General features: G+C 71.4%; 29 protein-coding genes. 14 read left to right on the plus strand and 15 right to left on the minus strand.

All coding sequences use genetic code 11. The annotated features are described in order from the left end of the window. Positions 1 to 110: 110 nt before the first annotated feature. Entirely contained in the window at positions 111 to 614 is a 504-nt protein-coding gene (locus EFA46_RS01620) for a CBS domain-containing protein (protein WP_123075383.1), read from the minus strand. A gap of 89 nt (positions 615 to 703) precedes the next feature. Here EFA46_RS01620 and EFA46_RS01625 point away from each other — a divergent pair, with 89 nt between their 5' ends. Continuing rightward, positions 704 to 1,324, plus strand: a complete 621-nt coding sequence (locus EFA46_RS01625; protein WP_123075381.1) for a ribonuclease H — start codon at positions 704 to 706, stop codon at positions 1,322 to 1,324. Positions 1,325 to 1,400: 76 nt separating this feature from the next. Then, entirely contained in the window at positions 1,401 to 2,705 is a 1,305-nt protein-coding gene (locus tag EFA46_RS01630) for a hypothetical protein (protein WP_123075379.1), read from the plus strand. A gap of 7 nt (positions 2,706 to 2,712) precedes the next feature. Here the strand turns inward: EFA46_RS01630 and EFA46_RS01635 are convergent, their stop codons facing one another. Continuing rightward, positions 2,713 to 3,108 carry a VOC family protein gene (locus EFA46_RS01635; RefSeq protein ID WP_123075377.1) on the minus strand — a complete coding sequence of 132 codons (396 nt, stop codon included), beginning with the start codon at positions 3,106 to 3,108 and terminating at the stop codon, positions 2,713 to 2,715. Continuing rightward, positions 3,105 to 5,369: an NADP-dependent malic enzyme gene (locus tag EFA46_RS01640; RefSeq protein ID WP_123075376.1), complete on the minus strand. Its 2,265-nt coding sequence runs from the start codon at positions 5,367 to 5,369 to the stop codon at positions 3,105 to 3,107. Before EFA46_RS01640 ends, EFA46_RS01635 begins: the two co-directional genes overlap by 4 nt. A gap of 156 nt (positions 5,370 to 5,525) precedes the next feature. On the opposite strand from EFA46_RS01640, the gene EFA46_RS01645 reads away from it, so the two are divergent. The 4 genes from EFA46_RS01645 to EFA46_RS01660 are packed head-to-tail and all read left to right on the plus strand — an operon-like array spanning position 5,526 to position 8,789. Further along, positions 5,526 to 6,374: a transporter substrate-binding domain-containing protein gene (locus EFA46_RS01645; protein ID WP_123075374.1), complete on the plus strand. Its 849-nt coding sequence runs from the start codon at positions 5,526 to 5,528 to the stop codon at positions 6,372 to 6,374. 4 nt (positions 6,375 to 6,378) lie between these two features. Beyond that, positions 6,379 to 7,065 (plus strand): amino acid ABC transporter permease, encoded by a 687-nt coding sequence (locus EFA46_RS01650; RefSeq protein ID WP_123075372.1) that lies wholly within the window; start codon positions 6,379 to 6,381, stop codon positions 7,063 to 7,065. After that, positions 7,062 to 7,823, plus strand: coding sequence for an amino acid ABC transporter ATP-binding protein (locus tag EFA46_RS01655; protein ID WP_123075370.1), 762 nt, complete (start codon positions 7,062 to 7,064; stop codon positions 7,821 to 7,823). The genes EFA46_RS01650 and EFA46_RS01655 overlap by 4 nt, the downstream gene beginning before the upstream one ends. Further along, complete coding sequence (locus tag EFA46_RS01660) at positions 7,824 to 8,789, plus strand: amino acid ABC transporter permease (protein ID WP_123075368.1); 966 nt, start codon at positions 7,824 to 7,826, stop codon at positions 8,787 to 8,789. It abuts the gene before it with no gap. Here the strand turns inward: EFA46_RS01660 and EFA46_RS01665 are convergent. Beyond that, a complete protein-coding gene (locus tag EFA46_RS01665) occupies positions 8,786 to 9,595 on the minus strand; it encodes a hypothetical protein (RefSeq protein WP_123075366.1) in 810 nt (269 codons plus the stop codon). The two genes, EFA46_RS01660 and EFA46_RS01665, sit on opposite strands and share 4 nt — an antisense overlap. A 36-nt stretch (positions 9,596 to 9,631) precedes the next feature. Next, entirely contained in the window at positions 9,632 to 10,702 is a 1,071-nt protein-coding gene (locus tag EFA46_RS01670; protein WP_123075364.1) for an alcohol dehydrogenase catalytic domain-containing protein, read from the minus strand. Between the two features lie 100 nt (positions 10,703 to 10,802). On the opposite strand from EFA46_RS01670, the gene EFA46_RS01675 reads away from it, so the two are divergent. Both EFA46_RS01675 and EFA46_RS01680 read left to right on the plus strand, forming a co-directional pair. Continuing rightward, positions 10,803 to 11,426 (plus strand): isopentenyl-diphosphate delta-isomerase, encoded by a 624-nt coding sequence (locus EFA46_RS01675; RefSeq protein WP_123075362.1) that lies wholly within the window; start codon positions 10,803 to 10,805, stop codon positions 11,424 to 11,426. A gap of 159 nt (positions 11,427 to 11,585) precedes the next feature. Then, positions 11,586 to 12,245: an SDR family NAD(P)-dependent oxidoreductase gene (locus EFA46_RS01680; RefSeq protein ID WP_123075360.1), complete on the plus strand. Its 660-nt coding sequence runs from the start codon at positions 11,586 to 11,588 to the stop codon at positions 12,243 to 12,245. On the opposite strand, the gene EFA46_RS01685 is transcribed toward EFA46_RS01680, so the two are convergent. Further along, positions 12,242 to 12,496, minus strand: coding sequence for a hypothetical protein (locus EFA46_RS01685; RefSeq protein ID WP_123075358.1), 255 nt, complete (start codon positions 12,494 to 12,496; stop codon positions 12,242 to 12,244). The two genes, EFA46_RS01680 and EFA46_RS01685, sit on opposite strands and share 4 nt — an antisense overlap. An 89-nt stretch (positions 12,497 to 12,585) precedes the next feature. Here EFA46_RS01685 and EFA46_RS01690 point away from each other — a divergent pair, with 89 nt between their 5' ends. Genes EFA46_RS01690 through EFA46_RS01700 form a run of 3 tightly spaced genes read left to right on the plus strand, consistent with a single transcriptional unit; the run spans position 12,586 to position 14,480 of the window. Further along, positions 12,586 to 13,407, plus strand: a complete 822-nt coding sequence (locus tag EFA46_RS01690; protein ID WP_123075356.1) for a molybdenum cofactor biosynthesis protein B — start codon at positions 12,586 to 12,588, stop codon at positions 13,405 to 13,407. Then, positions 13,404 to 14,183, plus strand: a complete 780-nt coding sequence (locus tag EFA46_RS01695) for a 5-formyltetrahydrofolate cyclo-ligase (RefSeq protein WP_123075354.1) — start codon at positions 13,404 to 13,406, stop codon at positions 14,181 to 14,183. Before EFA46_RS01690 ends, EFA46_RS01695 begins: the two co-directional genes overlap by 4 nt. Positions 14,184 to 14,213: 30 nt before the next feature. Next, positions 14,214 to 14,480, plus strand: a complete 267-nt coding sequence (locus EFA46_RS01700) for a hypothetical protein (RefSeq protein WP_176969824.1) — start codon at positions 14,214 to 14,216, stop codon at positions 14,478 to 14,480. Here the strand turns inward: EFA46_RS01700 and EFA46_RS01705 are convergent. The 6 genes from EFA46_RS01705 to EFA46_RS01730 all read right to left on the minus strand — a co-directional run bounded on the left by EFA46_RS01705 (position 14,470) and on the right by EFA46_RS01730 (position 19,702). Continuing rightward, the gene (locus EFA46_RS01705; RefSeq protein WP_123075352.1) at positions 14,470 to 14,769 is read right to left on the minus strand and encodes a hypothetical protein; all 300 of its coding nucleotides are present in this window, start codon (positions 14,767 to 14,769) and stop codon (positions 14,470 to 14,472) included. The genes EFA46_RS01700 and EFA46_RS01705 overlap by 11 nt on opposite strands. Next, positions 14,769 to 15,095, minus strand: coding sequence for a CTP synthetase (locus tag EFA46_RS01710; protein ID WP_123075350.1), 327 nt, complete (start codon positions 15,093 to 15,095; stop codon positions 14,769 to 14,771). The genes EFA46_RS01705 and EFA46_RS01710 overlap by 1 nt, the downstream gene beginning before the upstream one ends. A gap of 201 nt (positions 15,096 to 15,296) precedes the next feature. Next, complete coding sequence (locus tag EFA46_RS01715) at positions 15,297 to 16,532, minus strand: cation:proton antiporter (RefSeq protein ID WP_123075348.1); 1,236 nt, start codon at positions 16,530 to 16,532, stop codon at positions 15,297 to 15,299. Positions 16,533 to 16,575: 43 nt separating this feature from the next. Then, complete coding sequence (locus tag EFA46_RS01720) at positions 16,576 to 16,890, minus strand: cupin domain-containing protein (protein WP_123075346.1); 315 nt, start codon at positions 16,888 to 16,890, stop codon at positions 16,576 to 16,578. Positions 16,891 to 17,138: 248 nt separating this feature from the next. Continuing rightward, positions 17,139 to 18,056 carry a glutamine-hydrolyzing GMP synthase gene (gene guaA, locus EFA46_RS01725; RefSeq protein ID WP_123075344.1) on the minus strand — a complete coding sequence of 306 codons (918 nt, stop codon included), beginning with the start codon at positions 18,054 to 18,056 and terminating at the stop codon, positions 17,139 to 17,141. Then, entirely contained in the window at positions 18,056 to 19,702 is a 1,647-nt protein-coding gene (locus EFA46_RS01730) for a CTP synthase (RefSeq protein WP_123075342.1), read from the minus strand. The genes guaA and EFA46_RS01730 overlap by 1 nt, the downstream gene beginning before the upstream one ends. A gap of 176 nt (positions 19,703 to 19,878) precedes the next feature. Here EFA46_RS01730 and EFA46_RS01735 point away from each other — a divergent pair, with 176 nt between their 5' ends. Further along, positions 19,879 to 20,883 (plus strand): alcohol dehydrogenase, encoded by a 1,005-nt coding sequence (locus EFA46_RS01735; RefSeq protein WP_123077327.1) that lies wholly within the window; start codon positions 19,879 to 19,881, stop codon positions 20,881 to 20,883. Here EFA46_RS01735 and EFA46_RS01740 read toward each other — a convergent pair. Further along, entirely contained in the window at positions 20,873 to 21,514 is a 642-nt protein-coding gene (locus EFA46_RS01740; protein WP_123075340.1) for an alpha/beta hydrolase, read from the minus strand. The genes EFA46_RS01735 and EFA46_RS01740 overlap by 11 nt on opposite strands. Before the next feature lie 54 nt (positions 21,515 to 21,568). Between EFA46_RS01740 and EFA46_RS01745 the strand changes: the two genes are divergently transcribed. Beyond that, the gene (locus EFA46_RS01745) at positions 21,569 to 22,414 is read left to right on the plus strand and encodes a PspA/IM30 family protein (protein WP_123075338.1); all 846 of its coding nucleotides are present in this window, start codon (positions 21,569 to 21,571) and stop codon (positions 22,412 to 22,414) included. 41 nt (positions 22,415 to 22,455) lie between these two features. Continuing rightward, on the plus strand, positions 22,456 to 23,535 hold the full coding sequence (locus tag EFA46_RS01750; RefSeq protein ID WP_123075336.1) for a hypothetical protein: 1,080 nt from the start codon (positions 22,456 to 22,458) through the stop codon (positions 23,533 to 23,535). Between the two features lie 22 nt (positions 23,536 to 23,557). Here the strand turns inward: EFA46_RS01750 and EFA46_RS01755 are convergent, their stop codons facing one another. Then, positions 23,558 to 24,055: an HPP family protein gene (locus tag EFA46_RS01755; protein ID WP_123075334.1), complete on the minus strand. Its 498-nt coding sequence runs from the start codon at positions 24,053 to 24,055 to the stop codon at positions 23,558 to 23,560. A 6-nt stretch (positions 24,056 to 24,061) separates the two neighbouring features. Next, positions 24,062 to 25,993, minus strand: a complete 1,932-nt coding sequence (thrS, locus tag EFA46_RS01760; RefSeq protein WP_123075332.1) for a threonine--tRNA ligase — start codon at positions 25,991 to 25,993, stop codon at positions 24,062 to 24,064. Between the last annotated feature and the right edge of the window lie 11 nt (positions 25,994 to 26,004).

Genomic DNA, 26,004 nt, shown 5'->3' on the forward strand with positions numbered 1-26,004 from the left:
TGGGCCGGCCGTCACTCAACGTTTCGATAAGCGCTCGCTCGCGGTGCGTCCCGCGTCGCGCACCACTCGACCGGCGGCCGCATCCCACGATGGACGCCGCGCCGAGCGCGTCACGCCGCGTCGCCCGTCCGCTCGCGGTGGACAGCGCGCAGGACGTCCTGTCTGGTGACGATGCCGACGAGGTGGCCGTCCTCGACGACGGGGATGCGGTTGACGTCCTCCTCCTCGTCGGCGAGCACGCCGAGCACGTCGTCGAGGGACGCCTCGGGCGTGACCGTCCGAACGTCCGTCGTCATCACCTCGCGGATCGGCTTCCCGGCGTTCTTCGCGAGGTCGAGTTCGACGTCGAGTTCGTCCCACGAGAGGTCGAGGGCGTACGTCAGGCTCTCGAGGAAGGGCGGGAAGCCGAACGGGACGTAGAGCGTGCGGTCGCTCGGCTGGAAGATGTCCACGAGGTCGTGCTCGGTGACGATGCCGACGAGTTCGCCCCCCTCGACGACGGGGAAGCCCGTGAAGTCGCGCCGGGAGAGCTTCGTGAGCACCTCGCCGATCTCGTCGTCGGGCGCGACGGTCTCGACGTCCGTCGTCATCAGATCGCGTGCGGTGAGTCCCATAGTGACCAGTCGGCGGAGACCGTAGTAGTAGTTGTGGGACTGCCCGAACCGGCGCACGGTTTAAGTTCGAGCGTCAGGTACCCACGGGTATGGCCACCGTGGGCCGGCACCGGCTGCGCGAGCTGTTCGACGACTCACCGACCCCGCATATCGCCCACTACCCGCAGACGCACCGACGCGACTACTACGTCGCGACGGACGGGTCGTTCGCACCCGACGGGGGCGGCCTCGGTGTCGTCGTCGAGACGCGGAGCGGCGAGCGCGTCGCGCGCCTCGCGCTCCCGGACGCCGCGCCCGACAACAACGTCGCGGAGTACCGCGCGCTCCACCTCGGCCTCGACGTCCTCGCGCACCGCGCGCCGGCGGACGCGAACGTCGGCGTCCTCGTCGACCACAGCGACCTCGCGGCGGACGTCAACCTCGCCGTCCTCGCCGCTCGCGGCCCCGATTATCGCCCCCTCCGGGACGTCACCGTCCCGAGCGGCGCCGCGAACCACTGGCGCGGCATCCGCGCGCGCATCGCCGGCTTCGGGAAGCTCCGCGCCGCCGAACTCCCGAGCGGGGAGAACCCCGCGCACGCCCTCGCGAACGCCCCCGAGCAGTACGGGCACGTCAACGACGAGCCCGCGAAGTGTACGCTCCCCGACGTCGAGGCGGACGAGACCCAGATCCCGCCGCCGAGTCGCGCGAACCGGCACGCCGGGGACTGAGGGGCTCGAGTAACCGGGCGGGCGCACGGGGCGCGTGGACAACTATTTTGGTCGTCGGCGTGCCTCGGATGCGACGATGCCCTCCACGCGATTCTCGCGCCGGCGACTACTCGCGGGTATCGGTGCGGCGAGCGCCGCGGCCGTCGCGGGGTGCGCATCGCTCCCCGCCGGACCGACGGACGGCGTGACGTCGGTCCGTCGCGCGCACCTCTCGATGCCGGCGACGCCCCGGCCGAACGACCCGACGGACGCACAGGTGCTCGCGCTCCGAGCGCACCTCGACGGCCTCGTGACGGCGGCGGAACCGCTCTACGCGCGCGCCGACCACGGGGACGCGCTCCCCGAGGACGTCGGCGTACAGGTCGGCGCGGGCGTCCCGTCGGTCCGGGAGTTCCTCGCGGAGAGCGCGGACGCGCCGGCGTCGATGGACTACGGGTTCGCGCGGAGCCGCGTGTCGTACGCGGGGTTCGCGCTCGGCTACCTCCGGGGGTGGTTCGGGCTCGACGACCCAGCGGGCGGCCGGGAGCGCGCACGGGACGCGCGAGCGTCGCTGGCTGACGCGGGCGCGGAGACGCCGCGACGCGCCGAGAAAACCCGTGACTATCTCGCGCAGGTCGGGTGGGCAGAGCGCGCCCTCCGGTTCGGGTGGCTGGCGGTCGACCAGTACGACGGCGAGACGGACCGCGACCCCCCGGCGTCGCGGGCGGACCGAGCGGCGCGGGTCGGAACCCACTATCGGCAGGCCGCGAAGGCGCGGATGCACACGACGGCCGGCCGCCACTACGCGCGGGAGTACCGACGCGGGCTGTCCGATGGGGCGACGCCCGTCGTCGGCGCCCTCGACGAGCGCCGGGACGCGCTCCTGTCGCGCGTCGAGTCGGGCGCGCCGCCGCGCGGGCGTCCACGGGCGCTCGCCGACCGGTACGACGACCCGGCGGTGGCGGCGTACTACCGTCGCCTCGACAACCCGCGCGGGTCGGTCGCGGAGCAGGCGCATCTCGCGCGGACGGCGGCCGAGCACGGCTGGCACGCGCTCGGCGCCGTCGCGGCGCTCCGGGCGGCGGCGAACCTCGCGGGCTACGAGCACGCCGTGGCGGCGGACGCGTCGGCGGTCCGGGACGGCGTCGCGCCCGCCGCGCTCTTCGAGGCGAAGCGGCGGGTCGTTCGACGCGTCGGGGCGCTCGCGGACCGGGACGGCGCGCTCGGCGCGTGGCTCGCGGGAGAGCCCGCGCGGCTCGTCGCGGCCGGCGAGGGCTACCTCGACGCGGACGTGATGGACAGCCGCGCGAGCGCCCGCGCCGTCTGCTTCGCGTTCTTCCGGCACGCGGCCGGATACGCGGCGGCGCTCCCGGCGCTCCTCGAGCGAGTCGAGGGCGCGTAGAGGGGCGTTACTCCTCGGCGAGCGGGCCGACGAGCTCGATGACGTGGCCGTCCGGGTCCTCGACGAACGCGGTGCGCGCGCCCGCGGTGTCGTTGTCTTCGGGTTCCTGAACGACGCCGTGGTGGTCGATGTCGGCGAAGGCGGCGTCGACGTCGTCGACCTTCACGGCGAAGTGGTCCCAGCGGTCACCGGACTCGTCGGGCGTCACGCCCGCCGTCTCGGAGAGCTGGAGTTCGACGCCGGACTCGTCGGCGACGTAGCGGTTCGTCGTGTCGCCGGCCTCGAAGCCCCACGACGCCTCGAAGCCGAGCTGCTCGGTGTACCACGCGACCGCGCGCTCGGCGTCCGCGACGTTCAGGCAGGTGTGGAGGAAGGTGGCGTCGGCGCCGGTGTCGTCGCTCATTCGTCGTCCTCCTCCTGTGCGTCGACGACGGCGACGCCCGCGAGGTTCACGATGTCCTTGACCTCGTCGCCGCGCTGGATGACGTGGACGGGCTCGTCCATGCCGGTGAGCATCGGCCCGATGGCTTCGGCGCCGCCGAGGCGCTGGAGGAGCTTGTAGCCGATGTTCCCGGCCTCGAGGTTGGGGAAGACGAGGCAGTTCGCGGGCCCGTCGAGCTCCGTGAAGTCGTAGGTGTCCTCGACGATCTCCTCGACGACGGCGGTGTCGGCCTGCATCTCGCCGTCCACCTGGAAGTCCACCGTCGGGTCGTCGCGGAGGCGTTCGGCGGCCGCCGCGACCTTCTGTGTGCCCTCGGTCTCGACGCTCCCGAAGTTCGAGTAGGAGAGCATCGCGACGCGCGGCTCGACGTTGAAGCGCCGGGCGAGCGCGGCGACGTGCTCGGCGATCTCGGCGAGCACCTCCTCGTCGGGGTCGGTGTTCACCGTCGTGTCCGCGCAGAAGATGACGCGGTTCTTGAACGTCAGCATGTAGACGCCGGCGACGTGCTCGGCGTCCGGCGCGGTGCCGATGACTTCGAGGGGCGGGCGGAGCGCCGACGGGTAGTGGTGGGTGAGGCCGGTGAGGAGGGCGTCGGCGTCGCCCTTCTCGACCATGACGCTCCCGAGATAGTTCGGGTCGCGGCGGACGAGCTCGGCGGCCTCGCTCTCCGTGACGCCCTTGCGCTTGCGGAGGTCGTAGAGGCGCTCGGCGTACTCGTCGTAGTCGGCCTCCTCGGGGTCGACGATGTCGGGGTCGAAGGCGAGGCCGAGGTCGTCGATGGTGGCGTGGATGGTGTCCGCGTCCCCGATGAGGACGGGTTCGGCGACGCCCTCCTCGACCATCTGTGAGGCGGCGCGGATCATCTTCTCGTCGTCGCCCTCGCCGAGGGCGACGCGCTTCGGGTCGCTCTTCGCCTTGTTGAGGACGACGCGCATCATCTCGCGGCTCTTGCCGAGGCGGGCCTCGAGGCGCTCGCGGTACGCGTCGAGGTCGATGTCCTTCCGGGCGACGCCGGAGTCGATGGCGGCCTCGGCGACGGCGGGGGCGACCTCGAAGAGGACGCGCGGGTCGACGGGCTTCGGGATGATGTACTCGGGGCCGAACTGGAGGGGCTGGTCGCCGTAGGCCTTCACGACCTGGTCGGGCACGTCCTCGCGGGCGAGTTCCGCGAGCGCCTTCGCGCACGCGACCTTCATCTCCTCGTTGATGCCGGTGGCGCGAACGTCGAGGGCGCCCCGGAAGATGAACGGGAACCCCAGCACGTTGTTCACCTGATTCGGGTGGTCGGAGCGCCCGGTACCCATGATGACGGTGTCGTCGCGGGCGTTCTTCGCCTCCTCGTAGCCGATTTCCGGGTCCGGGTTCGCCATCGCGAAGATGATGGGGTCGTCCGCCATCGAGCGCACCATCTCCGGGGAGACGATGTCGGGCGCGGAGAGGCCGATGAAGACGTCCGCGTCCGCCATCGCGTCCTCGAGGCTGCTCTCGGGGACGTCGCGCGCGAATTCGGCCTTGTACTCGTTGAGGTCGCCGTTCCGGGCGCGCTCCTCGGTGAGGACGCCCGTGGAGTCGCACATCGTGATGTTCTCCTTCGACGCGCCGAGGGAGACGTAGAACTTCGCGGAGGCGATGGCCGAGGCGCCCGCGCCGGAGATGGTGATGTCGACGTCACCGATGTCCTTCCCGACGACGTCGAGGGCGTTGATGAGGCCGGCGCCGGAGATGATGGCGGTGCCGTGCTGGTCGTCGTGGAAGACGGGGACGTCCATGCGCTCGCGGAGGCCCTGCTCGATTTCGAAGCACTCGGGGGCTTTGATGTCCTCGAGGTTGACGCCGCCGAAGGTCGGCTCCATCGCCGCCACCGACTCGACGAAGGCGTCGACGTCGTTCTGGTCGAGTTCGATGTCGAAGACGTCGATGTCGGCGAAGCGCTTGAAGAGGACGCCCTTCCCCTCCATGACGGGCTTGGAGGCCTGCGCCCCGATGTCGCCGAGCCCGAGCACCGCCGACCCGTTCGACACCACCCCCACCAGGTTCCCCTTCGCCGTGTAGCGATAGGCCTTCTCGGGGTCGGCGTCGATTTCGCGGCAGGGCGCGGCGACGCCGGGCGAGTACGCCAGCGAGAGGTCGCGCTGCGTGTTCGTCGGTTTCGTCGTCGCTATCTCCAGTTTTCCCGGGGGTTCGCGCTCGTGGTACTCGAGCGCGTCTTCGTCCAATCCCATGTCCACTACGCCGACGCGGCGGGCCAAAAACCTATGGACTGCGTCGAGACGGTGGTTCGTCGTTCGTCGAATTCCGTGTCTGGTGTGTGTCGGCCGTCGAACGACTCGGCGCCGGAGTTGCCGCAATTTATGTAGACCCCGGCCGATTGCGTGGATATGGACAGACGGAGTTACCTCAAGGCACTCGGCGCGAGCGGCGCGGCGCTCACGCTCGCTGGCTGTACGTCGAACGGCGGTGGCGACGGCAGTACGACGACCGGCAGTACGACGACCGGAAGCACGACGTCCGGCACGCAGCAGACGCAGATCGTCGCCGGCACCGCGCCCGGTTTCCAGCCGTTCGAGATGATACAGGACGGCGAGCTCGTCGGCTTCGACATCGACCTCCTCGAGGCCGTCGTCGAGCAGGCGGACGGCTACACCCTGCAGGGCTGGGAGCAGTACGAGTTCGGCTCGCTCATCCAGGCGCTGACCACGGACAAGATCGACACCATCGCCGCCGGGATGACGATCACGGAGAAGCGCAAGGAGTCCATCGGGTTCACGAACCCCTACTGGGACGCGAACCAGGCGCTCCTCGTCCGCGAGGGGTCGAGCTTCCAGCCGCAGTCGCTCAAGGACCTCGCCGGCCACAAGGTCGGCGCGCAGTCCGGGACGACCGGCGAAGGCCTCATTCAGGACCTCATCGACGAGGGGACGCTGGCGGAGTCGAACTACAACGCCTACCCGAAGTACCCGCTCGCGGTCTCCGACCTCGAGAACGGCAACATCGACGCCGTCGTCATCGACACGCCCGTCGCCGAGACGTTCGTCGACAGCCGCGACGTCGTCGTCTCCGCGACCGTCGACACCGGCGAGCAGTACGGCTTCGGCGTCCGCCAGAACGACGGCGACCTCGAGTCCGCGCTCAACGGCGGCCTGGAGGCCGTCCGAGACAACGGCACGTACGCCGACCTGACCGAGAAGTGGTTCGCCTCCGGCGGCACCACGACGACGAGCGAGTAACTCCATGACCGCCGCCGCGCTGCCGCTCGCCACGTCCGACTGGACGTACGTCTGGCAGAACCTCGGCACGCTCCTCCGGGGCGTCTGGCCCGCCGTCCAGCTCACCGGGGCCGCGCTCCTCGCGGGGTTCCTCGTCGGCGTCCCGCTCGGCGTGCTCGAAGTGTACGGCGGGCGGCGGAGCGCGTGGCTCGCCCGGAAGGCCGGCGTCGCCGTTCGCGGGACGCCGATCCTCGTCATCATGTTCATCACGTACTTCGGGCTCGGGCTCTCGCCGGCGTTCGTCGCCGCGACGGCCGCGCTCGGCGTCCGGAGCGCCGCCTACCAGGCGCAGGTGTTCCGGGGGGCGCTCCAGTCCATCGACCGCGGCCAGATGGAGGCCGCGCGCGCCGTCGGCCTCTCGAAGCTCGGCGCCATCCGGCACGTGATGATACCGCAGGGGCTCCGACGCTTCGTCCCCGGCTTCCAGAACGAGTACACGATCGTCCTCAAGGACACCAGCATCGCGTTCGCGATCAGCTACACGGAGATATTCTACCAGATGTACAACCTCATCCCGCAGCAGACGACCGCGACGCCCGAGTTGTTCGTGACGGCGGCCGCCGTCTACCTCGTGTTGACGCTGGTCGGGAACCGAGTCCTCGACTACGTGGACGACGCCTTCGGCGTCCCCGGCGGGGGTGCCTCGCAGTGAGCGAGACCGACCACCTCCTCACCGTCGAGGACCTCCAGAAGAGCTACGGCGACGAGCGCGTCCTCGACGGCATCGACTTCACGATGGATTCACAGGACGTGCAGGTGCTCATCGGCCCGAGCGGCTCCGGGAAGTCCACGCTCCTCCGGTGCGTGAACCGCCTCACCGAGTTCGAGGGCGGGACGATCAGCCTCGACGGCGAGGACGTCATGGCGATGGACGTCGACGACCTGCGCCGGCAGGTCGGGATGGTCTTCCAGGACTTCAACCTCTTCGCGCACCTCACCGCGCGGGAGAACGTCGCGCTCGGCCCGCGTCGCGTCCTCGGGAAGTCGAAGGCGGAGGCGAACGAGCGCGCGCTCGACGAGCTCGAACGCGTCGGCCTCGCGGACCAGGCGGACTCCTACCCGGCCGAGCTCTCCGGCGGGCAGAAACAGCGCGTCGGCATCGCTCGCGCGCTCGCGATGGACCCGAAGCTCATGCTCTTCGACGAGCCGACGTCCGCGCTCGACCCCGAGCTCATCGGCGAGGTCCTCGGCGTGATGCGCGAGCTCGCCGACGAGGGGATGACGATGCTCTGCGTCACCCACGAGATGGGGTTCGCCCGGCAGGTCGCGACGGACATCATGTTCCTCGAGGACGGCCGCCTCGTCGAGCACGGCGACCCCGAGCGGCTGTTCACGGACCCGCGACACGAACGCACCGAGCAGTTCCTCCGCCGGCTCACCGACCTCCACGGCGGCGGGTCGGAGTCGTAGATGTCCGCAGCACGCGAGCGCCGCCACGCCGACCTGGAGCGCGGCCTCACGTACGCCATCGGCGGCGCGATCTGGCTCTGGCTCTGCTTCCGGTGGCTGAACTCGTGGCTCGGCGGCGTCGTCGTCGGGTCGACGGAGCCGCTCGTCCCACAGTCGTTCGCCACGGCGACCGAGTCGCTCGGCGCGACGCTCGGCGCCGTCGCGGACGGCGTCCCGCTCGTCGCGACCGGCTTCGACCTCGTCGGCTGGGCGGTCGGGATGGTGGGATTCGCGAGCCAGTACGGCCCCCAGCTCGCCGTCGCGGCGTGGCTCACCGTCGTCCTGACGGTCATCAGCACCCTCGTCGGGCTCGTCATCGCGGTGCCGCTCGCGGCGGCGCGCGTCTACGGCCGCGTCACGAAGTACGTCGCGCTCGTCTACATCGAGCTCATTCGCGGCACGCCGCTCGTCGCACAGCTCTTCTTGCTCTACTACGGCGCGCCGTTCCTCTCGAAGTTCATCCGCGAGGTGCCGGGCGTCGGGCAGGGCATCGTCCCCGCGCAGGCGGTCTGGATCGCCATCATCGGCTTCGTTATCAACTCCTCGGCCTATCAGGCGGAGTACATCCGGGGCTCGGTGGAGAGCGTCGACCCCGGTCAGCTGACGGCGGCGCGCGCCGTCGGCCTCGGCAAGCTCGGCGGCATCCGCCACGTCGTCCTCCCGCAGGCGCTCCGGTACGCGATTCCGTCGTGGACGAACGAGCTCGTCTACCTCATCAAGTACAGCTCGCTCGCGACGTTCATCACCGTCCCGGAGATATTCACGCAGGCGGACGCGGTCGGCTCGGAGACGTTCGCGTACACGAACGCCTACGTCCTCGCGGCCGTCTTCTACCTCGTGCTCGTCGTCACCGCGTCCTACGCGATGTCGAGGGTGGAGGCCGAAGTCGCGATTCCGGGCGTCGGAAGCAGCGACGCCGGGCGCTAGCGGTACGTCCCGAAGCCGACGCGCTCGGTGACGTTCACCGGCGTCCACCCGTCGTGTGAGCCGGTCAGCTCGACGCTCCCGTACTGGTGGTACTCGTTGCCCGTCCAGCCGCCGGCGAACCACCAGTTCGAGCCGGTGAGCGAGACGAACACCTCGACGCCGGCGTTCGCCGGCGCGTCGTAGTCGGCGTAGACGGCGCTCTCGACGTGCCGACAGGTGGCGTCGCCCGCGCCGGGGTCGTCGCAGGACACCACGGTGGCGTTCCGCCGGGGGACGAGCACCGGTTCGTCGCCGACGGGCGAGCGCGTGTCGATGGTGTGGTTCGTGCGGAGCGTCACGACCACCGTGTAGGGGTCGGTGACGCTGTGGTTCCCGGGCACGGGAGCGGGGTCGGCGGTCGTCGTCGGGCCGTCGCTCGTCGGGAGCGGCGTCGGGTCGGAGACGGTGCGCGTCTTCGCGGGGATGCGGGCGGCGTCGACGGCGAGCATCGGGCCCGCTGGGGTGTCGACGACCGCGTAGGAGAGATTCGCGTCGCGCGTGACGCTGGCGTTCGGGACGCTCCCGGGGTCGACGACCGCCGCGCCGACGCGCGTCTCGTTCGCCGCGGCGGGCACGGGGAGGTAGAGGGTCGCGTTCGTGAGCGTCGCGTTCGGCGTGACGCTCGCGCGGTACTCGTACTCGTGCGTGTACGACTCCTCGACGGGTTGCGTGAAGTTCCAGAAGAGGACGACGGCGCCGCCGACGACGGCCGCGAACACGACGAGGGCGACGGCGACGACGGCGAGAACGGTCCGACGAGCGGGCATACGCGCACCGACACCGGTCAGCGTGATGAAGGTTTCTCAGAACTCGGTGACGACTTCGACGCCGGCCGTCTCGTAGTCGTCCATCGCGGCGAGGCGGGCGGGCACGGCCTCGAGCGACACCTCGCGGGTGACGAGCGCGCCCGGGTCGACGGCCGCGCCGGCGACGAATCGGAGGAGCGCGGGGTAATCGGTGGGGCTGAGGCCGCGCGCGCCCACCCAGTCGAGTTCGTTGCGCGTCATCGCGTCCGTCGGGAGCGCCACCTCGCCCGCCTCGGCGTCCGTCGTGAGGCCGATCTGGACGTGCGTGCCGCCTCGCCGGAGCGAGCGGACGGAGTTCCGACAGGTCTCCGCGCGCCCGAGGGCGTCCACGGAGACGTGCGCGCCGCCGTCCGTCAGCTCGCGAACGGCCGCGGCCGTACTCGCGGGTCCTCCGTCCCCGCTCGCGTCCACGAGTTCGGCCGCACCGAGGTCGGCGGCGAGCGCCAGCGGTTCCTCGTGCACGTCGACCGCGACGACGGTCGCGCCGCGCGCCGCCGCGATCTGGACGGCGGACAGCCCGACGCCGCCGCAGCCGTGGACGGCGACCCGGTCTCCCGGGCCGACCGACGCGCGCTCGACGAGGCCGTTGAACGCGGTGGCGTAGCGACAGCCGAGCGCGGCGGCGTCCCGGGCGGAGAGCGCGTCCGGGAGCGCGGCGAGGTTGTAGTCGGCGTGCGGGACGGCGACCCGTTCGGCGAACGCGCCCGGTACCGCGGCCTCGAAGCCGAGCGCGTACCCGTCGGAGCAGCGGTTCCCGTGCCCGGTCACGCAGTGCTCGCAGGTGCCGTCGCCGAGGGAGAACGGGACGGCGACCCGGTCACCGACCGCCCACTCGGTGACGCGCTCACCGACGGCGGCGACGCGCCCGGCGGGTTCGTGGCCGAGCACCTGCCCGCGCTCGACCGCGTCGTCCGCCCATTCACCGTGGCCCTTCCAGGCGTGCCAGTCGCTCCGGCAGACCCCGCAGGCCTCGACGTCGACGACGACGCCGTGTTCGGGCGGCGTCGGTTCGGGGACGTCCTCGATGGCGAGCGGGGCGTCGTACTCGCGCAAGACGGCGGCCTTCATGCGTGGTGGTGCGCGCGCGGACGGGAAAAGCGTCGCCTTCGTCCCCATCGAGAGGACGGAAGTCCGAAGCCATTTGTAGCGCCTCGCCCTCCCATCCCCCATGAGCGACGCAGACGCCGGGAGCGAGGGCGAGTACGTCCGAACGGCGGAGGAAGTCGAGAACGCGCGCCAAGACGTCATCGCGGTGAACAACGCGGACGAACCCGAGGGGCTGGTCAATCGCCTCGACGCTCACACGGGCGACGGCGTCCGCCACCGGGCGTTCACCTGCGTGCTCTTCGACGAGGACGGGCGCGTCCTCCTCGCGCAGCGCGCCGCGCGCAAGCGCCTCTGGGACACGCACTGGGACGGCACCGTCGCCTCCCATCCCGTCGAGGGCCAGTCGCAGGTCGAGGCGACGGAGGAGCGCCTCGAGGAGGAGCTCGGCGTGACGCCCGACCAGTACGACGACCTCGAGGTCACCGACCGCTTCGAGTACAAGCGCCACTACCTCGACGAGGGCGTCGAGTGGGAGGTCTGCGCGGTCCTGCAGGCGACGCTGCACGACACGACGCTCGACCCGGACGAGGCCGAGGTCGGCGGCGTGCTCTGGGCGGACTACGAGGACCTCTGGGAGAACCCGCGCCACTACCGCCAGCTGCGCTTCTGCCCGTGGTTCGACATCGCGCTCCGCCGCGACCTCACGGGCGAGGCCGACCCGGACGCCGGCGGCCCTCGGGAGTAACCGTGGTTCCGAGCGCGAGCGAGGAACCACGAAAAGGCGAGCGCTGACCGACGGGAAGCGCGAGTGACGCAGTTCCTGCGGAGCCGCGACGAACGCGAGCGCGATAGCTCGACGCCGCGCGTCCGCGAGTCTCTTGGGTACGCGGCACGTCGTCGGCGTATGACCGAGACGCAGGACTCCCTCACGGGACAGGTCGCGCTCGTCACCGGCGCCACGACCGACGTGGGGCGCGCGGTGGCGGCGGGGTTGGCGGCGCGCGAGGCGACGGTGTACGCGGCGACGGAGTCGATGAGCGACGACGTCCCCGATGGCTGCGAGCACGTCCTCCTCGACGTCACACAGGAGGGCGACGTCGAGGCGGTGGTGGACGGCATCTACGCCGAGACGGAGCGCCTCGACGTGCTCGTGAACGCGGCGGAGTTCGGCCGCCCCGAGGAGGGCCGAGACACCGTCGTGACGGAGGACGTGACCCGACTCGACCGCGCGCTCGCGACGAACGTTCGCGGGCCGATGGTGCTCGCGAAGCACGCCCTCCCGCTGTTGCTCCAGCAGCGCGCGCCCCGCGTCGTGAACGTCGGGAGCGCGCTCGGCCCCACGGTCGGGTCGGGAGCGCCGGGCTATCAGGTGTCGAAGGCGGGCCTCGAGGCGTTCACGGCGTACCTCGACGCCGAATACGGCTCCCGGGGGTTGCTGGCGAACACGGCGTACGGCCCCGAGGGCGACGAGGAGGGCGTGGCGGAGACGGCGCTGTGGCTCGCGCGACTCGCGGGCGGCGGCCCGATGGGCGAGGCGTTCGTCGGCCCGGACGAGCGCGTCTAAGTGCGCGAGGCCTGCACGGACCAGAGCGCGGCGACGGCGAGAATCAGCGCGGGCACCATCGCGGCGGCCATGTAGGCGTTCTGGAAGCCGAGGAAGGCGGGCGGCCACGCGTAGACGACGGCCGGGGCGACGATGCCGGCGAACGCGACGACGCCGACGAGTATCCACGACTGGCGCTCCGAGAGCCCGTCGGCATCGCTGTCGGGGTTCGCCGGTTCGTGGACGTACGTGTCCTCGGCGTCGGACGACATCACCGGTGCGTATCGGCGGCGCCCCCATAGCCTTGCCGGTCGTCGGGCGCGGTGACAACGGCTTTGCGGGTGGCGACGCCACCGCGGATATGGTCGACTTCCAGTCCCGCGACAGCCGACTCGCCGGCGACGACGAGGCGGACGCCGACGAGGGAAACGCCGACGCGGCGGGCGGCGCGGACGAGCACGCCCACGCGGAGGGTCGCGACGACTCCGGCCGCGACGAGTCGAGTCACGGCGAATCGGGTGCCGACACGGACGGTGAGAGCCACGGGCACGCGGCGGACGAACACGACCACCACGCGCACGACGTCGAGACGGTGGGGTTCGGCGTCGTGACCGTGTCGTCCTCGCGGAGCGAGGACGACGACCCGAGCGGGGACGCGATAGTCTCCCTGCTCGACGAGGGCGGCCACGAGGTGGTGTCGCGCGACGTCGTCCCGGACGACTACGACCGGGTGCAGGGCGTCGTCGACCGCATCGTCCGACAGGACGAGGTCGACGCGATTGTGACGACCGGCGGGACGGGCGTGACGCCGGACGACGTCACCGTCGAGGCGGTGCGGCCGCTCTGCGACAAGCGCCTCCCGGGGTTCGGCGAGCTCTTCCGCCGGCTCTCCTACGAGGAGATCGGAACGCGCGTCGTCGGGACGCGCGCGGAGGCGGGCGTCGCGAGCGGCGTGCCGGTATTCTGCCTCCCGGGGAGCGAGAGCGCCGTCCGCCTCGGCGTCTCCGAGGTGATCCTGCCCGAGGTCGCCCACCTCGTCGGGCTCGCGACCCGCCCGGAGCACGAGCGCGCCGACGGCCCGACGGATGCGGACGCGGCGACCGGCGAGGACGGCGCGGGAGACGAGACGGGCGATGAGGAGGGTGCGAGCGACGATGGGAGCGAGGGGGAGGACGCGCCGTGACGTCGAAGGACGAGGTCCGCGAGGGCGTCTGGGACGCGCTCGAGGAAGAGGGGCTCGCGCGCTTCCCGTTCCCGCCGCACGGCCGCATCCCGAACTTCGACGGGGCGCGCGAGGCCGCCGAGCGCCTCGCGGAGACGGCGGCGTGGCGCGACGCGGACGCCGTGAAGGCGAACCCGGACGCCCCGCAGTTGCCGGCGCGTCGGCGCGCGCTCCACGACGGGAAGACGCTCTACATGGCGGTGCCGCGCCTGCGCGACCCCGAGTGCTTCCTCGAACTCGACCCCGCGCGCATCGACCCCGAGGAGTACGACCGCGCGCCCGCGCTCTCGAACGTCGAGGAGTACGCGGCGGCCGTCCGCCCGGAGGCGCTCGGGCACGTCGACCTCGTGCTCTCCGGGAGCGTGGCGGTGAGCGAGGACGGCGCGCGCGTCGGGAAGGGCGAGGGGTTCAGCGACTTCGAGTTCGCGATACTCACCGACCTCGGGCTGGTGGGGCCGACCCCCGGGAGCGCCCACCGAACGGCGAGCGGTGACGGAGGACTCGCGAGCGACGCGGCGACGACCGTCGCGACGACCGTCCACGAGACGCAGGTGTTCGAGGCGGCGACGTGGCCCGTGGCCGACCACGACGTGCCGATGGACCTCGTCGTGACGCCCGAGCGCGTGGTCGAGACCGGGACGCCGTACGACCGGCCCGACGGCGTGGACTGGGACGCGGTGAGCGAGGCCGAGCGCGAGGAGATACCGGTCCTGCGCGAACTCGACCCGGGGAGATAGTTTATCCGGGAGCGCGACGAACCGTGTGGTATGCCCTCGGGTGACACGGCGAACGACGACGCCGAGGGGCCCGGCGCCGCCGCGCGCGCCGTCCGCGACCGGGCGCTCGACGCCCGCGAGGGCGAACCGACCTGTTCGGTCTGCCCCGCGAGCGCCGACTTCTACCTCTACGAGGCGGGGCGCGTGTCGACGTTCGCGTGCTGGGAGCACGTCAGCCCGTACGCGGCGGACGTGAACGGGTCACCCGAGGAGGCCGGACGCCCCATCGCGGTGCCGCTCGACTCCTTCAGGGAGTGAGCGACTCGCGGACGCTGCTCAGAACGCCCGAGAGCAACGCGAGCGGCAGGACGGCGTCGGCGGCGGCGTACGCACCCGCGAGCACGACGCCGACCCCCGTTCCGAGCGCGCCGCAGGCGAGCGCGAGGTCCACGCTCTCGCGGGACGGCCGGAGGCGCGCGAGGAGCGCGCGCGGGCGGGACGGCGTCGGGAGGGGAGCGGATGGGCGCGGGAGCGACGGCGTCGGAAGCGACGGCCGCGAGAGGGAGCGTTCGGAGAGCGCGTCGGGGAGCGACGGACGCGGCGGCATCACTCGGCGGCCGGGGCGAGTTCTTCGGCGACTGCCTCGACGGGGAGGACGTCCGGGTGGACGGCGAAGTCGAGGTTCCCGCGCACGAACTCGGGGACGGAGTCGGCCGCGTAGACGACGGTCTTGAGGTCGTCGTTCAGTTCGAGCGAGACGGGAATCGCGGTGGCCTCGCTGACGTCCGTGACGACGAGGAGGTCGGCCGACTCGATGCCGACCTCGCGGAGGCGGTCGCCGGACGCAGCGCCTTCGAGGCGGGTGACGGTCGCGCCGCGCGCTTCGAGCGCGGCACCGAGGCCGCGGTCCGGGCCGACGATGATGACGTTCATACGTGGCGGTGGGTGCGAGCGCCTAAGAAGGTGGCGAGTACGCGGTGCGGGCGCTCACTCGCGGCGGCCGCGGACGACGTAGCCGTACTTGAGGAGCGCGACGAACGCCGAGGCGCCGACGGCGTTCCCGACCACGACGAGGCGGAGGAAGCGGACGTAGTCGGCGGCGGTGATGGCGGGGGAGACGAGCGCGCCGCGAGCCTACGCGTCGGCGGGGAGGCGAACGAGCGCGCGGCGGAGGAGCGGCGGCATCGCCACGGAGGTCGCGACGGCGACGACGACGATGGCGGCGTAGAGCGTCGGGCTGAGGACGCCGAGCGCGAGGCCGAGGCTGGCGATGACGATCTCCATCGCGCCGCGGGCGTTCAGGCCGATGGCGAGGCAGGCGATTTCGGCGCGCGAGAGGCCGGCGAGCACGCCGCCGAGCGCGACGCCGACGGCTTTCGAGGCGACGGCGACGACGAGCAGGAGGGCGGCGACGCCGGCGGCGCCGGGCGTGAGGAGCGTGCCGACGTCGACGCGGAGGCCGGCGGTGGCGAAGAAGAGCGGGGCGAGCAGGCCGAGCGCGACGACGTGGAGGACGCGGCCGGCCGCTTCGTCGAGGCGGCGGCCGGCGAGTACCCCTGCGGTGAACGCGCCGACGACGGCTTCGACGGCGACGGCGAGGCCGGCGGCCGTCGTCGCGAACCCGACGAGGACGACGGCGGAGAACTGGGAGAGCGCGGGCGAGTGGGCGCGTGCCGCCCGTTCGAGGAGGAAGTCGACGACGCGCCGGCCGACCGTCGCGGCGAGCAGGACGAAGACGGCGAGGACGAGGAGCGTGCGACCGACCCGGAGCGCGTCGACGCCGCCCGTTCGGACGGCGTCCGCGACGACGGAGAAGACGAGCCAGCCGACGGCGTCGACGACGGCGGCGACCGCGAGGGTGCGTTGGCCGACCGGGCGGTCGAGCGCGTCCAAGTCGACGAGAACGCGGATGGTGACGGGGACGGCGGAGACGGCGAGCGCCGTCCCGACGACGAGCGAGACGGCGAGCGACGAGACGCCCGCCGGCAGGGCGTCCGGGGGCAAGAGGAAGGTGACGCCGATGCCGGCGAGGAACGGCACGACGAACCCGCCGGCGGCGACGGCGGCCGTCGCGGACGCGTGGCGCCTGAGCGCCGCGATGTCGACCTCGGTGCCGGCGAGGACGAGCAGGAGGACGAGGCCGAGCGACGCGAGCACGTCCAGCCACGCCGGAATCGGGACGACGAGGCCCGTGAGCGCGGGCGCGAGCAGGCCGAGTGCCGCGGGGCCGAGGACGAGACCGGTGAGGAGTTCGCCGACGACGGGCGCGAACCCGGCGCGTGCGGCGAGCGCGCCGAGGCCGTGCGCGGCGACGAGCACGAGCGTCAGCGTCGCGAGCACGCCGAGCAGCGGGTCGGGGACGCCGGTCATACCCACGAGAGCGGCGCGACCGCTATCAAAGGTGGTGGCTCGCTCACTCCATCGGCCCCATCGTCGCCGTGAACACAGCGGTCTCGTCGCTCTCGTTGCGCGCGCCGTGCGGGACGCCGCGCTCGAAGGGGACGACGGCGGGCGCGCCGACGCGCTCCTCCTCGTCCCCGCGAACGACGACGAGGTCGCCCTCGAGGACGTGGAAGACGTTCGTCTGCTCGGGGTGCTCGTGGGGGTCGACTTCGGCGCCGGGCCCGAGCGCGAACGCCTTCACGAGCACGTCGGGCGAGTAGTGGAGTTCGGTCGTGACGACCTCACCGTCGCCGGCGTCGGTGTCGACGTCGTCGTAGCGGTCCATACGCGAGTCGTGGCGGGGTGAGAAGAAAGACGTGGCGGAGGCGGTCGCGGACGCGGTAACGCGGTCGCGGAGCGCGAACCGTACCGACTCCGAGGGCGGAGCGCTCGCGGCCGTTTTTCTCCTCTGCGAGACCTACAGTCTCGCTGATTCCGCGTTCGCTCCGTTCACGCGGACCGTGTGTTTGCGAGGAGGGGTTCCCGTAGGGGCCGAAGGCCCGAGGAAACCCGACGAGCAAAAAGACGGTCGCGTTACTCGTACTCGATGGTCGCCGGCGGCTTGTGGGTGACGTCGTAGACGACACGCGAGCAGTCCTCGACGGTGCCGGTGATACGGCTCTGGAGGCGCTGGAGGGTCTCCCAGTCGAGTTCCTGGGCGCGCGCGGTCATGCCGTCGCGGCTCTCGACGGAGCGGACGGCGACGACGTGGCCGTGGACGCGGTTGTCGCCCTTCACGCCCGTCGCGCGGCCGAGGACGGCGGCGAACGCCTGCCACGGGTCGTACTCCTCGAGTTCGTCCTCGACGATGGCGGTCGCCTCGCGGGCGACGCGCACCTTCTCGGGGGTGACTTCGCCGACGACGCGGACGGCGAGGCCGGGGCCGGGGAAGGGCATGCGTTCGCTGATCACTTCTTCGAGGCCGAGATGGCGCGCGACCTCCCGGACCTCGTCCTTGTAGAGGTCGCGGAGGGGTTCGATGAGGCCGTCAAAGTCGACGACGTCGGGGAGCCCGCCGACGTTGTGGTGGCTCTTGATGTTCCCCTCGCTCTCGATGCGGTCGGGGTAGATGGTGCCCTGCACGAGGTAGTCGGCGTCGACCTCGTTCGCGACGGTCTCGAACTCCCGGATGAACTGCTCGCCGATGACGTGGCGCTTCTCCTCGGGGTCGGTGACGCCCTCGAGCTTCTCGAAGTACCTGTCGGAGGCGTCGACGACGCGCAGGCGCTCCATGTAGCCGAAGACCTCCTCGATCTCCTCGGTCTCGCCCTTGCGCATGAGGCCGGTGTCGACGTAGACGGGGACGAGCTGTTCGCCGACGGCCTCGTAGGCGAGCGCGGCCGCCGTCGAGGAGTCGACGCCGCCGGAGAGCGCGATGATGGCCGTGCTGTCGCCGAGCTCCTCGCTGATCTCCGCTTTCGCGTCGGCGACGAACGACTCGACGTCCACCATCAGTTCGTCACCTCCTGTTCGACGGCGACGTCGGCACGCTCGATGACGGCGTCGACGAGGCCGACGAACGGCGGACTCGCTCGGCTGGGCCGCGAGCGGAACTCGGGGTGGAACTGCGTCCCGAGGAAGTAGGGGTGGTCCTCGCGCTCGACGATCTCCATGCGGTTGCCGGCGTGCCCGCTGAAGGTGAGGCCGTCCTCGGTGAGGCGCTCGATGTACTCGGGGTTGACCTCGTAGCGGTGGCGGTGGCGCTCCGTGCACTCGGTGTCGCCGTAGACGTCCTCGGCGAGCGTTCCCTCGTCGATCTCGGTGACGTGCGCGCCGAGGCGCATCGTCCCGCCGAGGTCCTCGAGGTCGTACTGCTCGGGCAGGAGGTCGATGACGGGGTGCGGGGTGTCCTGGTCGATTTCGGCGGAGTGCGCGCCCTCGAGACCGACGACGTTGCGGGCGTGCTCGACGACGGCGAGCTGGAAGCCGAGGCAGAGGCCGAGGAAGGGGACGCCGTTCTCGCGGGCGTAGCGGACGGCCTCGAGCTTCCCGGCGGTGCCGCGCGCGCCGAAGCCGCCGGGGACGACGACGCCGTCGGCCTCGCGCAGGCGCTCCTCGTGGGTGTCCGTCATCTCGTCGGCGTCCACCCAGTGGACGTTCACATCGACCTGTCGCTGGAGGCCGGCGTGCTTGAGCGCCTCGTGGATGCTGATGTAGGCGTCCTCGAGGGCGTACTTGCCCACGAGGGCGATGTCGACTGTGCCCTGCGTGTCCCGGGTGACGATGTCGCGCCACTCCGTCGAGCGCTCGGCGGGCGCGATGGCGTCCTCGGCGATGCCGAGGCGCTCCATGACGTACTCGTCGAGCCCCTCGTCCTCGAGGACGAGCGGGACGTGGTAGATGTCCTCGACGTCGGGGTTGGAGAAGACGGCCTCGGTGGGGACGTCACAGAAGAGCGCGATCTTCTCGCGGACGTCGTCCGCGAGCTTCTCGGGGTTGCGCCCGACGAGGATGTCCGGCTGGAGGCCGATACTCCGGAGCTCCTTCACGGAGTGCTGGGTGGGCTTCGTCTTCTGCTCGCCGTTCTTCGAGTCGGGGACGAGCGTGACGTGCGTGAAGAGGAGGTCCTCCTCGTCCTGCTCGTGGCTGAACTGCCGGAGGGCCTCGAGGTAGGGCATCCCCTCGATGTCGCCGACGGTCCCGCCGATCTCGACGATACAGACGTCCGTCCCCTCGGCGGCCTCGCGGATGCGGCGCTTGATGTCGTCGGTGACGTGCGGGATGACCTGGACGGTCTTCCCGAGGTAGTCGCCGGCGCGCTCGCGCTCGATGACCTCCTGATAGACCTTCCCGGTCGTGACGTTGTGGTCGGAGGTCATGTCGACGTCGAGGAAGCGCTCGTAGTTCCCCAGGTCGAGGTCGACCTCGCCCCCGTCTTTTAAAACATAAACCTCGCCGTGCTGGTAGGGGTTCATGGTGCCCGCGTCCACGTTGAGGTACGGGTCGACTTTGACGGCGGTGACGTCGAAGCCCGCGTTCGTGAGGAGGCGACCGAGGCTCGCGGCGGTGATGCCCTTCCCGAGGCCGGACATCACGCCGCCGGTGACGAAGACGAACTTGTTCCCCAGATCGGGGTCGTATCCGGTCTCCTGCGGCATACTGCGTCTCCGGACGAAGCGATGAAAACGGTTTCGGAGCGTCGCGCGCGTGCGGGACGCTGGCACGACACGTCGAGGCGCGACGGCCGGACGTTCGTCCAGCGAAGCCGGCCCGGAGTGCCCGTAGCCCCAACACTAACAGCGGCCCGCCCAACCCCTCACGTATGTCCGACACGATGCGCGCGGTCGAGGTCCCGGAGGCGGGCGCCGAGTTCGAGACCGTGGAGAAACCGGTCCCCGAACCCGGCCCCGAGGAGGTCCGAATCGACGTGGAGGCCTGCGGGGTCTGCCACAGCGACGAGATGACGAAGGAGGGCGTCTACCCCCGCATCGAGTACCCCCGCGTCCCCGGCCACGAGGTCGTCGGGCGCGTCGACGCCGTCGGCGACGCCGTCACCGAGTGGGAGGCGGGCGACCGCGTCGGCGTCGGCTGGCACGGCGGGCACTGCTTCACCTGCGAGGCGTGTCGGCGCGGCGACTTCATCAACTGCGAGAACGCCGAAGTCACGGGCATCGACTTCGACGGGGGGTACGCCGAGTACACGGTCGCGCCCCACGAGGCGCTCGCGGCCGTCCCGGACGCGCTCGACGCGGCGGACGCCGCGCCGCTCCTCTGCGCGGGCATCACGACGTTCAACGCGCTGCGGAACAGCGACGCCCGCCCCGGCGACCTCGTCGCGGTGCAGGGCGTCGGCGGCCTCGGTCATCTGGGTATCCAGTACGCCGCCGCGGCGGGCTTCGAGGTCGTCGCGCTCTCGCGCGGCACGGCGAAGGAGACGCAGGCCCGCGAGTTCGGCGCCGACCACTACGTCGACACGGAGGCCGAGGAGCCGGCGGAGGCGCTCCAGCGGCTCGGCGGCGCGAAGGTCGTGCTCGCCACCGCGCCCTCGAGCGCGGCCATCGAGTCGGTGGTCGGCGGCCTCGGGACGGACGGCGAGGTGCTTGCGGTCGGCATCCCGGCCGAGCCGGTCGGCGTGAACGTCGGCGCGCTCGTCGGCGCGCGCGGATCGGTCTCCGGGTGGGCGTCGGGGACGGCGCGGGACTCGCAGGACACCCTCGAGTTCAGCGCGCTCCGCGACGTGACGCCGGAGATCGAGACGTTCGACCTCGCGGACGCGGGCGAGGCCTACGAGCGCATGCTGGAGAGCGAGGTGCGCTTCCGCGCGGTCCTCACGCCCTGAGCTCGCGGGCGAGGAACGCCGCGATGGCGTCGGCCGCCGTCGTCGCTCGCCGCCCGAGGAAGGTGTGGTCGGCGTCGAACGCGTCGACGGCACCCCCGCGCTCGCGGACGGCGTCGACGACCGGCCGCCAGTCCGCGCGCTCGTCGCGCTCGCCGTAGACCACGTGAACCGGGAGCGACGCGTCGAGGCCGCGGACGGCGCGCGCCGCGTGCAGGCCGTCACCGACCGCGTCGTCGGGCGCGAGGAGCGCGAGCGCGCCCACCGCGACGCCGACGTCGGCGGCGGCGAGCGCGGCGATACCGGCGCCGAAACTGTAGCCGAAGAGCCCCACGGACGCGTAGCGCTCGCTCGCCCACCGGAGGGCGTTGCGGGCGTCCTCGCGCTCGCCGTCGCCCCCGTCCCACGCGCCGTAGTCGAGGCGGAGGCAGGCGACGCCGCGCTCGGTCAGGGAGTCGCTCACTGCAGTGAGACGGCGGTCGCTGCGGCTGCCGCCCCCCTCGGGGTGTGGCGGGCACGCGACGACGCAGGCATGGACGCGGTCGCCCGCGCCGCCTCCGTCGGCGTCGTCGGGCGCGTCGAGCGTCGCCTCGACGCGCCGCGCACCCGGAACCAGCACCGTCTCCCGTCGCATACGCACCACTCGGTCGGGGGAGAACTTTAACCCTCGAACCACTTGGGTCGAGACATGGGACTACTCTCGCGGGCCTCCTACGTCCTCCGGTCGAAGTTCAACGCCCTCCTGAACCGGGCGGAGGACCCGACGGAGACGCTCGACTACTCCTACGAGCAGATGCGTGACGAGCTGAAGGACGTCGAGCGCGGCCTCGCCGACCTCGTCGCGCAGAAGAAACGCCTCGAAGTCCAGCGCGAGCGCCTCGAGAAGAACGTCGAGAAGCACAACGAGCAGGCGCGCGAGGCGATGCGGCAGGACCGCGAGGACCTCGCGCGACGCGCCCTCGAGAAGAAACAGCAGAAGCTCGACCAGATCGAGGAGATGGAGGAGCAGATCGCCTCCCTCGAGTCCACCCAGCACGACCTGGAGGAGAAGAAGGGCCAGCTCCAGGACCGCATCGAGCGCTTCCGCACGAAGAAGGAGACGATGAAGGCGCGCTACGAGGCCGCCGAAGCGCAGACGCGCGTCTCCGAGGCGATGACGGGCGTCGGCGACGAGATGGCGGACGTCGGGCGCGCCATCGAGCGCGCGGAGGAGCGCACGGACGACATGGAGGCGCGCGCGGCGGCGATGGACGAACTCACCGACCGCGGCGTCCTCGAGGACCAGCTCAGCGACGAGGACGCAATCGACCGCGAGCTCTCGCAGGGGCGGTCGAACCGCGAGGTCGAAGCCGAACTGGAGACGCTGCGCTCGGAGTCCGGGCAGTCGTCGAAGCGCTCGAAGAAAGCCAGCGAGGCGAGCGCGGACGAGGCGGAGGCCGAGGAGGACATCGAGGCGAACGTCGACGAGGCGGCGGTGGAGGCGGAGCTCGAGGAGCTGCGCGAGGAGGAGGCGGACGCGGACGAGACGACGTAGAGCCGCCACGCTATTGACGCGGCGGCACGCCGTTCGACACCATGGTCGAGGGAGACGGGGGCGCCGAGCCGGACGACACGATGCGCGAGCGGGTGCCGGAGAACAGCCGGAAGTTCTGGCTGCTGTTGGACGCGGACCGCCGGCTGGTCGCCGGCCTGCTCCTCGGGTCGGTGTTCGTCACGGTCGTCGCGGCGGGCCTCCTGCATCCGACGCCCGTGAAGACGCTACTGACGCGGGGGGACCCGCTGGAGACGCTCTATCAGGCGCTCGTCGGCTCCACGATAACGGGCGTGACGCTCGTGTTGACGCTGAGCCAGCTCGTCCTCTCGCAGGAGCAGGGACCGGTCGGCGACCAGCGCGAGCGCATGGAGGGCGCGATGGCGTTCCGCGAGGACGTCGAGGAGGTGATTCGCGAGCCGGTGAGCCCGGCACAGCCCTCGGCGTTCCTCCGCTCGCTCGTGAAGCTGACGAAGCGGCGCGCGCAGGCGGTCGAGGACGCGGTCGCGGACATCGACGACGACGAGTTGAGCGAGCAGGTCGGGACGTACGTCGAGAACCTCTCGGGGAACGCGGAGTCGGTGACGGAGAACCTCGAGGGCTCGCAGTTCGGCGAGTTCGACGTGGTGTTCTCGGCGCTGAACTACAACTACTCGTGGAAGATCTACGCGGCGCGACGCATCCGCGCGGAGAACGACGCGGCGCTCACCGACGACGCGCGCGCGGCGTTCGACGAACTCATCGACGCCCTCGAGCTGTTCGGGCCGGCGCGCGAGCACTTCAAGACGCTCTACTTCCAGTGGGAGCTCGCGGACCTCTCGCGGACGGTCCTCTACGCGTCCGTCCCGGCGCTCGCGGTCGCCGTGGGGTCGGTGTTGTTCTTCGACCCGGGCGACGTCGCACAGGGGTGGCTCGCGCTCCTCGTGGCGGCGGTCACGGTGGTGGTCATCCTCCTCCCGTTCGCGGTCCTGCTCTCCTACATCCTCCGCATCGTGACGGTGACGAAGCGGACGCTCTCCATCGGGCCGTTCATCCTCCGCGAGACGGACCGCTCGCGGAGCCTCGATTGGGGGGAGACGGAAGCGACGAGCGGGGAGCACGCGGGCGTCGACGACGAGGAGTGACGCGCCGGCGACGCGCCCGCCCTCACCGGCCGCGCGGAGCGAGCGCGACGCCGCGAACCCGGAGCGCGTCGAGCGCGAGGAGGACCGCCACGCCGCCGAGGAAGACGAGGACGTCGACGGCCTCGGCGGGGATGCCGAGCGCGAAGATGAGCACCGTCGCGTACGCCGGCGCGTGGCGCGCGTCCAGGGCGCTCATCCCGAGCGTCGCCGCGACGACCGCGACGACGACCGCCGCGACCTGCCGGAGGCCCGCGACCGTGTGCGGGAGGAGCGCCACCCCGGTGAGCGGCCCGACGAGCGCGCGCACCGCGAGGTAGGCGACGACCACGCCGACGGTCTGCCCGAGCGCGACCTCGCGGGAGACGGCGCGCCACGGCCGTATGCGCGTGGCGAGCACGTACGCGGACGGCCCGAGACTCGGCAGCAGGAACGGCAAGCCGGTGGCCCACGCGAGCAGCGCGAGCGGGCCGAGGAGCCACGCGAGCGAGACGGAGAGCGCGACGCCGCGACCCTCGTCCATGCCGCCTTACTGGCCCGCCAGGAAGGTCGGTTCGAGGTGTTTCTGCTCGACCTCGCGTTCGAGGTGCTCGCGGAACTCGCTCCGGGAGACGTCGTTGGCCTCGCGCTCCTTCCGGTCGCGCACCGAGATCGTCCCCGCGTCCTCCTCGTCGCCCCCGACGATGACCATGTAGGGGACGCGGTTCTCGTGGGTCTGCTGAATCTTCTTCCCGATGGTCCACGAGCGGTCCTCGACCTCGACGCGGTAGTCGCCGAGCTCGTTCGCGACCTCGCGGGCGTAGTCGAGGTTGTCGTCGCTGATCGGCAGCACGCGGACCTGCTCGGGCGCGATCCAGGTCGGGAACTTCCCGTTGAAGTGCTCGATGATGACGCCCATGAAGCGCTCGAAGCTCCCGAGGAGCGCGCGGTGGATCATCACCGGATGGTGCTCCTCGTTGTCCTCGCCGACGTACGTCAGCTCGAGGTTGCGCGGGATGTTGAAGTCCACCTGCACGGTGCCGATGGTCCACTCGCGCCCGAGGGCGTCGCGGGCGTCGATGCCGATCTTCGGGCCGTAGAAGGCGGCTTCGCCCTCCTCGACGTCGTAGTCGAGGTCCTCCTCGCGGAGGGCGTCGACGAGCGCGTCCGTCGCCTGCTCCCAGATGGCCTCGGAGCCCATCGCGTCCTCGCCGCGCGTCTCGAGCTTGTAGAGGACGTCGAGGCCGAAGTGGCCGTAAATCTCCTCGATGCTCTGGAGGATGTCGAGGATCTCGCCCTGGATCTGGTCGGGGCGGACGAACGCGTGGCCGTCGTCCTGCGTCAGCCCGCGCACCCGGAGGAGCCCGGAGAGCTCGCCGGACTGCTCGTTGCGGTAGACGTTCCCGAACTCGCTGAAGCGCAGCGGGAGGTCCCGGTAGGAGTGGGTGTTCGAGTCGTAGATGTGCGCGTGGTTCGCGCAGTTCATCGGCTTCAGGCCGTACTCGGTGTCGTCCTGCTCCCACGCGAACATCTCGCCGTTCTCGGTGAACGTGTCGTAGTGGCCGGTGGGCTTCCAGAGCTCGGCCTTGTTCAGCTCGGGCGTGCGGACCTCCTCGAAGCCGAGTTCGTCGTTCTGCTCGCGGACGTACTCCTCGAGTTCGCGGCGGATCGCCATCCCGTTCGGGTGGTAGTGCGCACAGCCCGGGGAGTGCTCGGGGATGCTGAAGAGGTCGAGCTCCTGGGCGATCTTGCGGTGGTCGCGCTCGGCGGCCTCGGCGCGCATCTCGAGGTACTCCTCGAGTTCGTCCTCGGTGGCGAACGCGGTGCCGTAGACGCGCGTGAGCGTCTCCTCGTCCTCGTCGCCGCGCCAGTAGGACGCCGAGATGTCGAGGAGCTCGAAGCCGCCGATCTCGCCCGTGGACTCGACGTGCGGGCCCTTACAGAGGTCCTGGAACTCGCCCTGCCGGTAGAAGGAGATGGGGTCCTCGCCGGCGGCCTCCTCGTCGAGGATCTCGCGCTTGAACCGGTTGTCCGCGTAGAACTCGCGGGCGTCCTCGCGGTCCATCGTGACGCGCTCGACGTCGAGGTCCTCCTCGATGATGGCCTCGGCTTCCTCCTGTATCTCCGCGAGGTCGTCCTCGTCGAGGTCCACGTCGTAGACGTCGTAGTAGAAGCCCTCGTCCGTGTACGGGCCGATGGTGAGTTGGGCCTCGGGATGGAGTCGCTGGAGGGCCTGTGCGAAGACGTGCGCGGCGGTGTGCCGGAGGACGTCGACGTACTCCTCGGAGGAGTCCGTCACGATCTCGATGCGGCAGTCCTCCGTGAGGGGGTCCTCCTTCGAGACGAGGTCGCCGTCGACGACGCCGGCGACGGTGTCGCGGCCGAGGCCTTCGCCGATTCGGTACGCGATGTCCTCGACCGTCTCCCCGGACTCGGCGTCGAGTTCCGAGCCGTCAGGAAGGGTGACCGTGATGTCGCTCATGGGGCGTGATA

Origin of the sequence: Halarchaeum sp. CBA1220 (genome assembly GCF_003721175.2) — an archaeon.
GTDB lineage: Archaea > Halobacteriota > Halobacteria > Halobacteriales > Halobacteriaceae > Halarchaeum > Halarchaeum grantii.